This is a genomic window from Faucicola osloensis, assembly GCF_020041925.1.
Lineage (GTDB): Bacteria > Pseudomonadota > Gammaproteobacteria > Pseudomonadales > Moraxellaceae > Faucicola > Faucicola osloensis_D.
In genome coordinates, this window is record NZ_CP083409.1 from 126,261 (window position 1) to 139,565 (window position 13,305).

A 13,305-nucleotide genomic window follows, 5' to 3' on the forward strand; every position below is an offset into this window, starting at 1 on the left:
GACAATTAATGTCGCTTTATTTTGAAATAAATTATCCTTTCAAGGTTAATTTTTCAAGCAAATTCTTAACCGCATCAATCCTACCTTCTGCTGTAGCAAGGGCTTTGTCATCCATCATTTTTAGCCCTGTCGCGCCATTCATTTTAAATTTTTTCGGATTCGACTGAATAAGCCCAATAATGGTAATGGCTTCCACAGGGGTGCTTGGTGAAAACTCAAAGGTGACTTGCCGCTCATTGCCATCAATTTTGCTAATCTCAAGCGCTTCAGCCATTAAGCGGATTTGGTGAATGGCAAATAAATTTTTGGTCGGCTCCGGCAAACTGCCAAAACGGTCTAGCATTTCGCTGCGAATACTAATTAGGCTGTCATAGTCTTCAGCATTGGCGATTTTTTTATAAAACAATAGCCGCTGATGGACATCACCCAGATAATCTTCAGGGATGAGTGCCGACAAATGCAGATTAATGTCACTGGTTAGCGATAATGGGGTGTTCAAATCAGGTTGTTTACCTGCTTTGATGGCTTTGGTGGCACGGTTTAACATATCCATATACAGGTTAAAACCGACCGCTTGCATATTGCCGCTTTGGTTTTTGCCCAGCAGCTCGCCTGCCCCACGAATCTCAAGGTCTTCACTGGCAAGCATAAAGCCTGCCCCCAATGTGTTGGCACGGCTGATGGCATCAAGCCGCTTTTGGGCGTCGCTGGTCAAGCCTTTAATAGACGGCACAAGCAGATAACAGTAGGCTTGGTGGTGACTGCGACCAACACGCCCACGAAGCTGGTGAAGCTGGGCGAGCCCGAATTTATCGGCGCGGTTAATGATAATGGTATTGGCATTGGGGATATCAATGCCCGTTTCGATAATGGTGGTACACACCAATAAATTGTGTCTTTTATGGTAAAACGATTGCATGATTTGCTCAAGCTCTCGTTCTTTCATCTGACCGTGAGCCACTGCCACCCGAGATTCGGGCACAAGCTCTCGCACGGTTTCTGCCATGCGCTCAATGCTCGCCACATCGTTATGCAGTAAAAACACCTGTCCGCCACGCAATAATTCACGCAAAATCGCTTCTTTGAGTAAGTTATCAGACTTTTGCATGACAAAGGTTTTAATTGCCAACCGCCTTGCAGGGGGCGTGGCGATAATCGACATGTTTCGCATACCCGATAATGCCATGTTCAGCGTACGCGGAATGGGTGTTGCGGTCATTGATAATACGTCAACATCCGATTGCATGGCTTTGATACGCTCTTTATCTCGCACGCCAAAACGGTGTTCTTCATCGACAATCATCAGACCTAAGTTGGCAAACTTGACATCTTCTTGCAAAATACGGTGGGTACCGATGACGATATCAATTTTACCTTCCGCTAAGCCTTTGAGAATCGCATCGTGTTGTTTTTTGGTGCCAAACCGAGACAAGCTTTCAATACGAATGGGCCAATCGGCAAATCGATCCAAAAAGTTGTCTTCGTGTTGCCCAGCAAGCAGTGTCGTCGGTACTAGCACTGCTACTTGATACCCTGCTTGTACCGCAATAAAAGCGGCACGCATCGCCACTTCGGTTTTACCAAAACCGACATCACCGCACACCAGCCTATCCATGGGCTTATTTTGCTTCATATCAAACTTAACCGCTTCAATAGCATTGGCTTGATCGGGCGTTTCTTCAAACGCAAATTGACTGGCAAATAAGTCATACTGGATTTGGTCAATTGGGAAGTTAATGCCCACTTTGGCATCACGGCGGGCTTGTACGTTGAGCAGTTCCGCCGCCACATCATGAATTTGGCTGAGTGCTTTGGCTTTGGCTTTATCCCATTTACCGCTACCTATGGTATGAAGCGGTGCGGTTGCCGCGTCGCCACCCGCATAACGGCTGATAAGCTGCAGATTTGCCACAGGCACATACACACTGGCATCATCTGCATAGGTAAGATGGATGAACTCTTGCAGTTGTCTATCAATCTCAAGGGTAATCAAGCCTTGATAACGCCCAATGCCAAAATCAATATGCACCACAGGGTCGCCAATATTAAGCTCACTGACCGATTTAACCAAAAATTCATCAGACACATCGCTTTGGCGACGGCGGCGAGTCTGTAATACTTGCCGTCCAAACAACTGGGTTTCTGAGAGAATCGCAAACTTATCGGGAAGCAACGCGCCTCTTTCAATCGGTGCAATGGTCAAGGCAATCGCAGTGCTATGCGCCTCATCCATGTTTGCAAGAAAATCGCTCAATCCTGAAACACTTTGCAAATTAAAGCGCTTTTGCAACAGCTCCGATAAAATCTCACGGCGACCCGCAGTTTCGGCAACCAATAATATCGGTTTAGCAAACTGCTCGCGAAATGCCATCAGTCTTTGCAGTGGCTCAGCAAGTTTATGGTCAACGGTTAAATCAGGTGGGGTGTCAACCAATGCATTGATTGCCCCTGCTTTGGTGTCATCTATTGGCTGTTCGCTGGTGATAATGCGAGGATATTGGGCAATTTTTTCGTTAAAGATATGTTCTGCCAAATACAAATCTTGCGGTGCCACAATCGGTTTTTCGATATCGTGCCTGCGGTCATTGTAACGAGTTTGGATTTGTTGCCAAAAATTTTGGTAAGCCGTCTCTAGTTGATTATCAACGATAAACAAGCTATCTTTGGGCAAGTAACTAAAAAAATCCGAGCCATTTTGCCAACTATCCGTGTCAAAAAATAATGGCTGATAATACTCCACCCCCGCGGGTGCAATGCCGTTCATCACATCATTAAACAGCTCAAAACGGCGGGCGGATGTGTTGGCAAAGGTGCTGGCAAAATTGGCGCGAAACGTTTCTTTACCCTCATCCAGGGGAAATTCTCGCGCGGGTAAAATCTGAAAACTGGTGATTTTACCGATAGTTTCACCCGATTTTTTTTGACTATTCATAAATTTGACATATTGATGGGGGTCACTGTCTTTTAATTCGTCCAAATCCGCTTGGGTCAAGCTACGCTGGGTTTGTGGATTAAAAAAACGGATGCTCTCAATCTCATCATCAAATAAATCAATGCGCACTGGGAATGGCTGACCAATGGCAAACAAATCAATCACGCTGCCACGCACAGCAAATTCCCCAGGCTCAAAGACATTATCTACCGCATGATAGCCTGCGGTTGCCAGTTTTCGACGTTCAGTTGCCACATCAAAGGTGTCACCCACTGACAAATCAAAGTGTTGACCCAATAGCCATGATGCAGGGGCGACACGGTGCATTAAGGTCTGCACTGAAATCAGTAAAATACCATCAGTTGGCATATGGGTAAGCAAATGAATCCGCTCAGAGACAATATCATGGTGCGGTGACAGTTCATCATAGGTAAGCGTTTCCCAATCAGGAAACACATGGGCATCGACCCCACTAAATGCCAACTCTGTTTCAAGCTGATTGAGCTGATTTTGGTCACGGGTCACGACGACTTTAAGTCGGTTTTGCTGACCACTATCGCTGCTGGTGAGGCTAGTGAGCCATAAGGCTTGGGTCATGCCTTGTAAGTTGCCCAGCCATTTTTTGTCATGCTTAGTATTGTCAAACAACGATTGGTTGAGGCGAAAGGAAAGATGAGACAGTGAGTGTGTAACATTCGTCATTGTTATCGGTCTTTTGGTTATAAGTCTTTTGGTTATCGGTTTTTTGAGTTAAAAAGGCAAAAAAGAATGACGTTATTGTGGGGGTTTTTGAGGTTGATTTAAAGCAAAAAATCAGCCAAATTTAGCGGATGTTCTATTCAATCTTGAAGGCTTTTAACGTGGGGTATTATCGATATAGCAAAGTTCATTCGTGGCTTTTTTATTCGTATAACACGTTAGCCAATTCTCCAGTGGCATAGTCTTGCCATTACTTTTTTGGAGAAGTTTACTATAAGCTGTTGAGCGTTTTTCAACTTCTTTATCGGTTAAAATTTTCAGTGTTTTAGCATCGCGGCTACGCTGTACCGCTTTTTCACCATCGATGGTCGTGGTTGACTGTTCATTTTTCCAACCGCCTTTGCCGTCATCTTCGGCAAACCAATTATCAACAATATCAATTTTACCATAGCCTTTAATATAAAATGTTGCTTCGAACACAGTATAGCCTGAGGCTGCACCACCACTTGAACCCTCATACGTGCAGACGGTTTTTTTAACAAGTTTATGGTTTTTTAGCACATAGCAAGTGGTTGTTTCATCTTCAAATTGACCGACTCCAGCCAAGCTATTGACACTTAATAATAAACCACTGCTAACCACGGCGATTCTAAACAGATTTTTCATCATCATGTCCCTAGTCGATTAGTGATTTTTGACTAAGAATGATACCGTTATTATCCGCATACACAAAGTCGCCATTATTTATTGTCATTCCGCCAAAATTGAGCGTCACACCCACATCCCCCACACCCTTGCGATTGGATTTGCGGGGAATGGCGCCGAGCGCTTGTACGCCGATTGGCATTTTGCCCATATCATCCACATCTCGCACACAGCCATACACAATCACCCCAGCCCAGCCATGGTCAACGCCGCTTTGTGCAATCATATCGCCCAGTAAGGCACAGCGCATTGACGCCCCACCGTCTACCACCAAAACCTTGCCATTGCCTTTCTCATCTTTGCCATGCGTGGCTAACAGCTCTTTAACCCGGCTATTGTCTTCAAAGCATTTGACGGTTACCACTTCACCGCCAAATTTTGTGTTACCGCCATAGCTAAAAAAGCGTTTGCCTTCCATGTTGGGTGCACAAACCTGACATTCTGGATTATCATCTAATAAATCGCAGGTAATAAAATTTTGTAAGGTCATGTCGCTCATCATCGTTCCTTAAATCAATTTTTTTTGGGAAGGTTAGTTTCTAAACCGCGTCATCGCTAGCATCTCACCGTTACTGATAACTTGGGTTTTTTTGGCGGTATCGACGCGATTAGCAGATTTTTCATAAGTATGTTTGATGTGCCAATTGTTACTCACCAGCGCCATTGCCATCGCTACCCTATTGGCTTCTATGGGACGGACAGGCAGTTTTTTAGGTACGATAGGTTTGATGAGTTTGTACGCCGTCTGCGCGATGGTTTCAAGTTTACGAGCATCGTGTTTGCCAAGCAGCAAAGAGGGACGAAAAATTGCTAATTCTTGAAAGCCTAAATTGTCAATCGCAGTTTCAAGCTCACCTTTGACACGGTTATAAAAAAAGCGACTGTCGGCATTGGCGCCCATCGCCGATAACAAAAAAAAACCGCTCTACGCCTTTTTGTTTGCAAGCTTTTGCGAATGCCACATTAAAGGTAAAGTCGATTTGTCGAAAGGCGGCTTCACTACCCGCTTCCTTAATGGTGGTACCCAGACAGCTAAAAGCATCGGTGTCTTTACCAATCGACAGCGCAGACACAAATTCATGTATTTGATTAAAATCTTTGAGCTGATAAAAATGCATCGAATCACTCAACCCTTTTGGCTGAGAGCGCGCAATGATAATGACTTTTTGATAAAGACTGCCAAGCTGGGTCAGTAATGAATTGCCTACCAAGCCGGTTGCACCGATGATTAATGCTGTGCGCTGCATAAAACAATGACCTCAGTATGAATATTTTTATGAGTTTTTAATGTCATTTTATTTAATCACAGATAATCAAAACTTTCACCTACAAATACGTTTTTTTCAGCGTTGGTGGGCATTGCGCGATGGTTTTTTGGCCAATAGACGAAATACGCTGAATAATCTGCTGAAGTAAGTTGTTATTGTAGCGTGAGTTTGCTAAAATAGCGGGCTTTAAATCCGCTTGATATCGTTAATTGTGTTTCCGTGTCTAGTGATTCAAGGATTCAAGCAACCCTCACTACCCGTGTCTGTAATAAGCGAATGGCTGCTCACTTACTAACAGATCGATTTATATTGCAAATCCAAGGAGATTTACGTGGCAAATTCTGCACAAGCTCGCAAACGCGCTCGTCAAAACGTTAAACGTCGTCAATTAAAAGCATCACAACGTTCTATGGTTCGTACTTTCATCAAACATGTGGTAAAAGCCGTTGAAGATAAAAACTATGACGCAGCGACTGAAGCTTACAAAAAAGCAGTTCCAGTGATTGACCGTATTGCTGACAAAGGCGTGATTCACAAAAACAAAGCAGCACGTCATAAAAGCCGCTTAAACAAAGCAATTAAAGCCCTTAAAACTGCTTAATTGTTTGTTGCATTAAAAAAGCCAATTCACATTGAATTGGCTTTTTTAATGAGACTGATTTAGTTATAAAATTTATTTAATTATAAAAAAAGCTGAAATCAAAATTTCAGCTTTTTATTTAGCTTACCTAAAATTAACTTTCTTAAAAGCCCATTGATGCTTTTAATCATGGTGTTAATTATGCTTTTAACTCGGCAAGGACTTGTTCACTGACTTTATCAATGGCTTGTGTACCATCAAATTTGGCATAGCGAGGCGCGTTTTGACCTGATTTTGCCAAGTCTTGATAAAAACCAACCAAAGCTTCTGTTTGGTTATGATAAGTAGCTAAACGATCGCGGATGGTATCTTCTTTATCGTCATCACGCTGAACCAATTCTTCACCGGTTTCGTCATCTTTACCTTCCACTTTGGGTGGATTATAGACCACATGGTACACGCGACCTGAAGCAGGATGAGAGCGACGACCCGACAAACGAGACACGATGTCTTCATCAGGTACTGCAATTTCTACCACGTTATCGATGTGTACGCCTGCATCCGCTAACGCTTGCGCTTGTGGAATGGTACGCGGAAAGCCATCAAAAATACAGCCGTTGGCGCAATCTGGCTGCGCAATACGGGCTTTAACTAGGTTGATAATTAAATCATCTGAGACAAGTCCACCGGCATCCATGATACTTTTGGCTTGTTTGCCAAGTTCAGTACCTTCTTTGATAGCGGCACGTAGCATATCACCTGTTGAAATTTGTGGAATATTAAATTCCTTGGTGATGATTTGTGCTTGGGTACCCTTACCAGCGCCAGGTGGCCCTAAAAGAATAATACGCTTCATAAACCTATTCCTTAAGTCGAAATTATTAAAATCGCCCTATCTCATTACTGCAATAGCAAAAAAAGACCCACAAATGGTGTGTTCGAATAACTAACAGTTTTGAAATACTGGGTTAACAATACTCGTTAACCGCTAAAATCTCAAGCAATTTTTGCAAAATAATTTAAATTGATAGGGGTATTAAAAATAAAAATGTGGCAACATTTAATCCACCCCCTATTCAATTAAGCCCCTATTCAATCAAAAGATTTTTCATAACGATTTAAGGCACGATTTTATCAATCAATACGGTTGTCGAGTCAGCCGTTTTCTCTAGCGGTACGGGGTTACTCGTCAAGTCACCGCTTTGCGGCATGGCGTCACCTGAAGCACTAACACGGGCAGTAATCACCAATGGCTCATTCGTGCTAATCGCCGAGCTTAAGGTCATGGTGGGCATGATGCTATCGTTATCGCTGATGTTAATTGCCATACCATTGATGGTTAAGGTATCGGCTGACAGTTTTTTGGCAGCAACAGGGGGACCACCTGCCATCTTACGCACATTAACAAATAAGCTTTCGCCTTTTTTCACCCGTCCTAATATCTCAGGGGTGACTTTGACATTGACTGTAATCGCCTGTTCGCCTTGGGCTTCACGCTGGTTGATAGTCTGCTCAAGTTCAGATAGGCTGCTTAAGGCTTGGGTATGATCGCCAGGACGCGCTTGAATTTCGTTGCGTAGTAGCGCTACCCATTTTCGAGACTGCGCGTAGTTGCCCGCTCGCATTTCACCCATTGCCATCAGCATTTGTGCGCCTTGGTGTTTGGGACTTTTGGCTAGAATATGCTCAACCACTTGACGGGTTTTATCATCCATTACCCCGCCTTGGGTAAAAAAGCTAGTTTGGGCGTAGGTGATGGCGATTTTTTCATCATCAGGATTGAGACGATACGCCCTTGCCAAGGCTTCAAGTGCTTGCTCGGGCGCTTGCAAGGCTACAAACACTTCAGATAGACGAAACCAACGCAGTGGATCGGTGGCATGATGATGCACATTGGTTTGCATGGCACTAATCAGTCCCACACTGTCTTTGGTCGCCCATTCAGGTGGCGTATCGATTTTTGCGGTCAATAAATCATCCGCGACTTTTCCCAAGCGATTTTGTGCATCCCATAATTGATAGACGGGCGTGCGGTCGGCAATCATCCCATAAGCCATCGCAGATAACAGCGGAATCCAGATGATAACTATCAGACGGCTTTTCCAATTAGGGGTAAAATGGCTGGTATCTTGATTGTCACTGATGTCTAGTAATTGACGCTCTAACGCCAGTTTTTGGGTTTGATAAGTCGCCTCATCGATTTGACCCTCACCAAAATCGGCATCAAGTTCTACCAACCGTTGTTTAAATACTTCAATATTGAGCGTTAGTAGCTGATTATCAGCGCGATTGGCGATGGCATGATGGTCTTGGGTTTGCAACCAAGGTAACAAAATAAATACCGCAAGCGTGATAGCAAACAGAAGCGCGACAATGATAAAAATAATTAGCGTTGACATTAATTTTCCTTAGCCACTGCTTGATTGATTTCACTAGTTTTAGCATTGGCAGCGTTATCATTGACGTTTAACAAGTCTTGTAATCGCTGTTGTTCGGCGGTTGAGAGTGGCGCATAGCCATTTTCTATGGGGTTGGCGATGACAGCGGCACGTTTTGATGAATTACGGTTACGAATAAACCAAGCCAGCATCACAAACACCAACAACACAGGCGGAAAAAACCATAAAATCCAGGTAGATGGGCGCACGGGTGGTTTGTAGCTAATAAAGTCACCGTAGCGCTCATTCATATACTGGCGAATTTCGGCGTCGGAACGACCGTCTTTGACCATGTCATAAGTCTTTTGTTTTAAATCTTGGGCAATTGGCGCATCGGAACCTGCCAAGTTTTGGTTTTGACATTTTGGACAACGAAATTCTTCAATCAGCGCACGATACTGGGCTTCTTGGCGCGGGTTGTCAAATTGGTAGGTATCAATGTTTGCCCAAGCCGACATGGATAACCCTGCGACTAGCAACACCGCAGCCATCGCCCTGACTATCAAATGAAGAATTTTTGCAAATACAATACTCATTGGCATACCTCACGAATTTTAGCATCGGCGGCTTGTTCACGCAGCGCAGTCATACAAGGCAATACTTGCTTATTGTAGCGCTCCTCGTTGATTTCACCCAAGATATGCTGGCGCACATTGCCTTTGCCATCAACCACAAACGACTCTGGCACACCTGTCAGACCCAAATCAATGCCAAAATTCCCTTCTTTATCTTGCACATTAAGGGTAAATGGATCTTCATGGGTGTTGAGATAATCGAGCGCGTCTTTGGTTTCATCTTTATAATTGACCCCAACAATCGGTACGCCTGCCTTTGACATTTGCAATAAAAACGGGTGTTCAACTTTACAAGTCACACACCAAGACGCCCATATATTGAGTAAAAATGGCTGTTTGGGTAGCTGTGCTTGGGTAATCATTTGTGATGGGTTACCCAAAGACGGTAAGCTAAAACTTGGCAAAGCGCGATTGAGCGAGGTGTTGGTCACCACCGTGGTATCTTTACCCAACCGCGTATAAAACAGCGCAATGATAATCAAAAAAAGCACCAAAGGAATCAAAAACCAAAGTTGTCTTTTACGCATTGCCATGAGCACTCTCCTGACCTAACTCACTGTCATTTTTTACTAATACGGGGGCGATTGCCGCTGCTGTGTTAATCGCTGCCAAATTCCCCGACTTGTCATCACTCATATCAGCAAGTCTAGGCAGTTTACGATAGCGTTTATCAAACATACTTAAAATCGCACCGAGCGCCAACACAAAACCACCCCACCATACCCAGCGTACGCCAGGTTTGATATAGATACGCACTGCCCATTTAGTGGCATCAGCTTCCGTTTGATTAACACCTAAAATCGGCTCACCCATTGCCATATAGATATCTCTTAATGGGTTGTACTGGATAGAAGCTTCGGTCATGGGCATTTGACTGACCACATAATGGCGTTTTTCTGGATAAAGGGTCGCGACCACTTGGTTGTTCTTACGAACACTGACGACCGCTTGGGTGGCATCAAAGTTTGCGCCGCGGATTTTTTTTAGCTCATCCATCGTGAACTGGTAGCCCTGTACTTCAACCGATTGGTTTTTTTGCATGGCAATGTCTTTTTCGATACTTAAGCTTGTGGTAATGGCAATGCCCATCACGGATAGCAAAATACCCAAATGCGCTAGCTGCATTCCCCAATAGCCCATGTGCAGACGTTTCAGCCCAGCGCCCAGCGAGCGCGCGTTACGGGTTTTGTCTTTGATATCAATCACCATCCATACCAACACCCATAGACAAAGTGCCGCTGACATAAAGATGTTGATGTTAATGCTACTGACCAAGAAATAGCTCAGAACACCGGCTAACACAAAACAGCTGGCTAAAATCGCTAAACCTATACCCAACAGTGGACGGGTGTCTTTTTTCCAACGGCTGACAGGTCCAATGGCTAAAAACAACAACAATAACCAAGTTAACGGCACAAATAACGCATTAAAATAGGGCGCACCGACCGATACTTGCCCCAGTTTTAACGCATCGGCCAGCATTGGGTAAAGTGTGCCAATCACCACCACGATGGTTGCGACTAATATAATAATGTTATTGATGACCAATAACGTCTCACGAGATTTAAGCTGATAATGGCTTTCTTGGGTCAAGCGCCAACCACGCCACGCAAACATCGCCAGACCGCCACCGATTACCACGCCCAAAATCACTAGGATAAACAGACCGCGGGTGGGATCTGCGGCAAATGAGTGAACCGAGGTAATGACCCCCGAACGTACCAAAAACGTACCCAATAAACTCAAGGCAAAAGTGAAAATCGCCAACATAATCGTCCAAGCTTTGAACACGCCGCGCTTTTCGGTAACTGCCAATGAGTGTAATAATGCCACCCCACCGAGCCAAGGCATAAACGACGCGTTTTCCACAGGGTCCCAGAACCACCAGCCGCCCCAGCCAAGCTCGTTGTATGCCCACATTGAGCCAAACACAATCCCTAAGGTCAAACAGCACCAAGCCGCTAGTGTCCAAGGACGCGACCAGCGCGTCCACACCGCATCTAACCGACCCGCCCACAATGCTGCCATGGCAAAGGCAAACGGTACCACCGCGCCCACATAGCCCATATACAGCATCGGCGGATGAAAAATCAATCCGGGGTCTTGCAGTAGTGGATTCAAATCTTTGCCATCCACTGGGATGCTGGGTAGACTGCGATTAAAAGGTGACGACACAAAAATCACCATGCTTAGCATCATCATTTGCACAAAGGCTATAATCACCAACACGCGTGCGCGCATGGCAAGCGGCAAGCTTCGACTAAAAACGGCCACCGCCGCGCCCCAAGTCGCCAAAATGGTGACCCATAGTAGCAGTGAGCCTTCATGCCCGCCCCATGTGGCGGATAGGCGATAGTACCAAGGCAGCAAAGAATTTGACTGATTGGCGACATAGCTCAACGTAAAATCATTGGCATAAAACCCATACATCAGGCACAAAAATGACGTACCGGTTGCCAAAAACTGAGCAATGGCAAAACTTCCCGCCAGTCGTTGCCAAGCAGGTTGGTGTTTAAACACCCCCACTGCTGGCAAAATAACCTGTAAAATGGCAATCACCAAGGCTGAAATAAGCGCAAAATAGCCCAATTCAGTAATTAACATACCCACTGCTCCTATCGCTGTAGTGGTTATCACACTGTAGAATTTTCACCAAAAAAATGGGTCAAATTAATAAAACACCAATATCAAATGTATCCAGCCCGCCAAAAACCCAGTCACACCGCCCAAAATAATCAGTGTTAATTCATCTTCACGAAAGGCAGGACGCAAAAGATTTTGAAATTCATTGGGCGTCAATGCCCGAATTCGGTCTCGAAACAGCCCAAAGATTTTTTCTGCGCGGCTAAGGTTAAGCTCAGGATTACTCATCGGCACCATGGTCGCTGCAATTGACTTATCAATAATCACGTGTCTGAGCTGACCAAACTCTTTACGACCCAAACCAAATTTCAAGCTCGTTTGGATCACCTGTGATTCCAAAATTGGGTTTAGGTGCTTTTTAATCAGCTCACGCGTTTGCATCGCACGGCTGCCATACATCATTTCATACATGATGTTTTTGAGCGTGACCAAATCTTTGACCACAATCTCAGCAAACACCTCAGAGACCTCAGGCTGGCGTTTCATAAAACCACCTTGCCAGTTAAATTGTCCGATATGCGGTTTTTCAAAGCGGATAAACGGCAGCGATTTGCTAAAACTAAAAAATTTGGGATAGCGATAATAATGCGGCTCAATCGGATTAAATACCATCCAGATGGCAATCCAGTTGGTCAACAGCCCCCAAATCGCGGCAAAAAACGGCACCGTCCAATGCTGCGGCACAAACCAAAAAATCGCCATCTGCAAAATACCAAATACAAACCCAATCAGCGCACTGATATGCCAAATAAAATTAATCTCTTTTTGACCTACTTTGAGAAACATCCGCACCATCAGCGCACGGTCGCTTTCCATCTTGTTGACAATCATCTCGCGCATATCAACCAAGTTTTCGACATTGTAGGTCAAGTCGAGCACCAGATTTTTCATGATGTCTGGCAATTGCTCGTGTCCATAGGCATAGATACGGCGTTTGACAGCAAAAGGCAAATTCGCCCATAGCGTTGCCGAGCGCTCATTCATGATTTCATCAATCAGCAAATCCAAGTTTTGGTTCATGGTTTGGCTGATAAAATCTGCCACTTCTTCAGGGTGCATGGCTTGGAAAAACTCATCGAGCGAGCCAAGCTTGGATAAAGTTTGGTCAACGATAATCCCTGATATTTTACCCGCTTTGCGTGGCACAATGCCCTGCCAGCCGATACCGCCGCCTGGGAACCCTTGAATCTTAATGCCCCAAAAATGAATGGGATAAAATAGCATCTTGAGCGCCATCCATACATGCGCCCAAGTCACGACTGCTGTCACAAATGGAATGGTCAGCATGGCGAAAAATTGCGGATGGGTTGCAAGCTTGTGCCAAATTTCTGCAAACATATCAAAAAAGCTCACATGGTGAAAAAGCTAAAATCAAAGGACAATAAAACCGAGATGACATTATAAGGTTTGCTTGAAAACGTCTATAATATAAGTGGGTTAATATGGGTGCGTTCAAACTGCTAGA

The 13,305-nt window shown here is 44.6% G+C and carries 12 protein-coding genes; 1 reads left to right on the forward strand and 11 read right to left on the reverse strand.

Translation table 11 applies throughout. The annotated features are described in order from the left end of the window. Positions 1-31: 31 nt before the first annotated feature. The 5 genes from mfd to LAJ61_RS11180 form a co-directional block, all read right to left on the reverse strand. The gene (gene mfd / locus LAJ61_RS00560) at positions 32-3,634 is read right to left on the reverse strand and encodes a transcription-repair coupling factor (protein WP_224054069.1); all 3,603 of its coding nucleotides are present in this window, start codon (positions 3,632-3,634) and stop codon (positions 32-34) included. 153 nt (positions 3,635-3,787) lie between these two features. Continuing rightward, positions 3,788-4,303 (reverse strand): hypothetical protein, encoded by a 516-nt coding sequence (locus tag LAJ61_RS00565; protein ID WP_224054070.1) that lies wholly within the window; start codon positions 4,301-4,303, stop codon positions 3,788-3,790. A 4-nt stretch (positions 4,304-4,307) separates the two neighbouring features. Continuing rightward, positions 4,308-4,826, reverse strand: a complete 519-nt coding sequence (gene rraA / locus LAJ61_RS00570) for a ribonuclease E activity regulator RraA (protein ID WP_224054071.1) — start codon at positions 4,824-4,826, stop codon at positions 4,308-4,310. Between the two features lie 42 nt (positions 4,827-4,868). Next, positions 4,869-5,237 carry a Rossmann-fold NAD(P)-binding domain-containing protein gene (locus LAJ61_RS11175; protein ID WP_310586016.1) on the reverse strand — a complete coding sequence of 123 codons (369 nt, stop codon included), beginning with the start codon at positions 5,235-5,237 and terminating at the stop codon, positions 4,869-4,871. Then, positions 5,203-5,583 (reverse strand): NAD-dependent epimerase/dehydratase family protein, encoded by a 381-nt coding sequence (locus tag LAJ61_RS11180; RefSeq protein WP_310586017.1) that lies wholly within the window; start codon positions 5,581-5,583, stop codon positions 5,203-5,205. Before LAJ61_RS11180 ends, LAJ61_RS11175 begins: the two co-directional genes overlap by 35 nt. Positions 5,584-5,935: 352 nt before the next feature. Between LAJ61_RS11180 and rpsT the strand changes: the two genes are divergently transcribed. Further along, positions 5,936-6,205, forward strand: coding sequence for a 30S ribosomal protein S20 (gene rpsT, locus LAJ61_RS00580; RefSeq protein WP_065263785.1), 270 nt, complete (start codon positions 5,936-5,938; stop codon positions 6,203-6,205). Between the two features lie 178 nt (positions 6,206-6,383). On the opposite strand, the gene adk is transcribed toward rpsT, so the two are convergent. The 6 genes from adk to LAJ61_RS00610 form a co-directional block, all read right to left on the reverse strand. Further along, positions 6,384-7,040: an adenylate kinase gene (adk, locus tag LAJ61_RS00585; RefSeq protein ID WP_224054072.1), complete on the reverse strand. Its 657-nt coding sequence runs from the start codon at positions 7,038-7,040 to the stop codon at positions 6,384-6,386. 262 nt (positions 7,041-7,302) lie between these two features. Beyond that, positions 7,303-8,583 (reverse strand): c-type cytochrome biogenesis protein CcmI, encoded by a 1,281-nt coding sequence (gene ccmI / locus LAJ61_RS00590; protein ID WP_224054073.1) that lies wholly within the window; start codon positions 8,581-8,583, stop codon positions 7,303-7,305. Continuing rightward, positions 8,583-9,113 carry a cytochrome c-type biogenesis protein gene (locus tag LAJ61_RS00595; RefSeq protein ID WP_224054866.1) on the reverse strand — a complete coding sequence of 177 codons (531 nt, stop codon included), beginning with the start codon at positions 9,111-9,113 and terminating at the stop codon, positions 8,583-8,585. Before LAJ61_RS00595 ends, ccmI begins: the two co-directional genes overlap by 1 nt. Positions 9,114-9,154: 41 nt before the next feature. Continuing rightward, positions 9,155-9,730: a DsbE family thiol:disulfide interchange protein gene (locus tag LAJ61_RS00600; RefSeq protein ID WP_065252789.1), complete on the reverse strand. Its 576-nt coding sequence runs from the start codon at positions 9,728-9,730 to the stop codon at positions 9,155-9,157. Then, positions 9,717-11,801: a heme lyase CcmF/NrfE family subunit gene (locus LAJ61_RS00605; protein WP_224054074.1), complete on the reverse strand. Its 2,085-nt coding sequence runs from the start codon at positions 11,799-11,801 to the stop codon at positions 9,717-9,719. Before LAJ61_RS00605 ends, LAJ61_RS00600 begins: the two co-directional genes overlap by 14 nt. 66 nt (positions 11,802-11,867) lie before the next feature. Beyond that, a complete protein-coding gene (locus LAJ61_RS00610; protein WP_135888941.1) occupies positions 11,868-13,178 on the reverse strand; it encodes a DUF445 domain-containing protein in 1,311 nt (436 codons plus the stop codon). Positions 13,179-13,305: the final 127 nt, after the last annotated feature.

Excerpts from the sequence above, each read along its gene's own strand:
- LAJ61_RS00610 (WP_135888941.1), bottom strand. The coding sequence starts at position 13,178 with ATGTTTGCAGAAATTTGGCACAAGCTTGCAACCCATCCGCAATTTTTC.
- rraA (WP_224054071.1), bottom strand. The coding sequence starts at position 4,826 with ATGACCTTACAAAATTTTATTACCTGCGATTTATTAGATGATAATCCA.
- LAJ61_RS00595 (WP_224054866.1), bottom strand. The coding sequence starts at position 9,113 with ATGGCTGCGGTGTTGCTAGTCGCAGGGTTATCCATGTCGGCTTGGGCA.
- LAJ61_RS00565 (WP_224054070.1), bottom strand. The coding sequence starts at position 4,303 with ATGATGATGAAAAATCTGTTTAGAATCGCCGTGGTTAGCAGTGGTTTA.
- mfd (WP_224054069.1), bottom strand. The coding sequence starts at position 3,634 with ATGACGAATGTTACACACTCACTGTCTCATCTTTCCTTTCGCCTCAAC.
- ccmI (WP_224054073.1), bottom strand. The coding sequence starts at position 8,583 with ATGTCAACGCTAATTATTTTTATCATTGTCGCGCTTCTGTTTGCTATC.
- LAJ61_RS11175 (WP_310586016.1), bottom strand. The coding sequence starts at position 5,237 with ATGGGCGCCAATGCCGACAGTCGCTTTTTTTATAACCGTGTCAAAGGT.
- LAJ61_RS00605 (WP_224054074.1), bottom strand. The coding sequence starts at position 11,801 with ATGTTAATTACTGAATTGGGCTATTTTGCGCTTATTTCAGCCTTGGTG.
- LAJ61_RS11180 (WP_310586017.1), bottom strand. The coding sequence starts at position 5,583 with ATGCAGCGCACAGCATTAATCATCGGTGCAACCGGCTTGGTAGGCAAT.
- LAJ61_RS00600 (WP_065252789.1), bottom strand. The coding sequence starts at position 9,730 with ATGGCAATGCGTAAAAGACAACTTTGGTTTTTGATTCCTTTGGTGCTT.
- adk (WP_224054072.1), bottom strand. The coding sequence starts at position 7,040 with ATGAAGCGTATTATTCTTTTAGGGCCACCTGGCGCTGGTAAGGGTACC.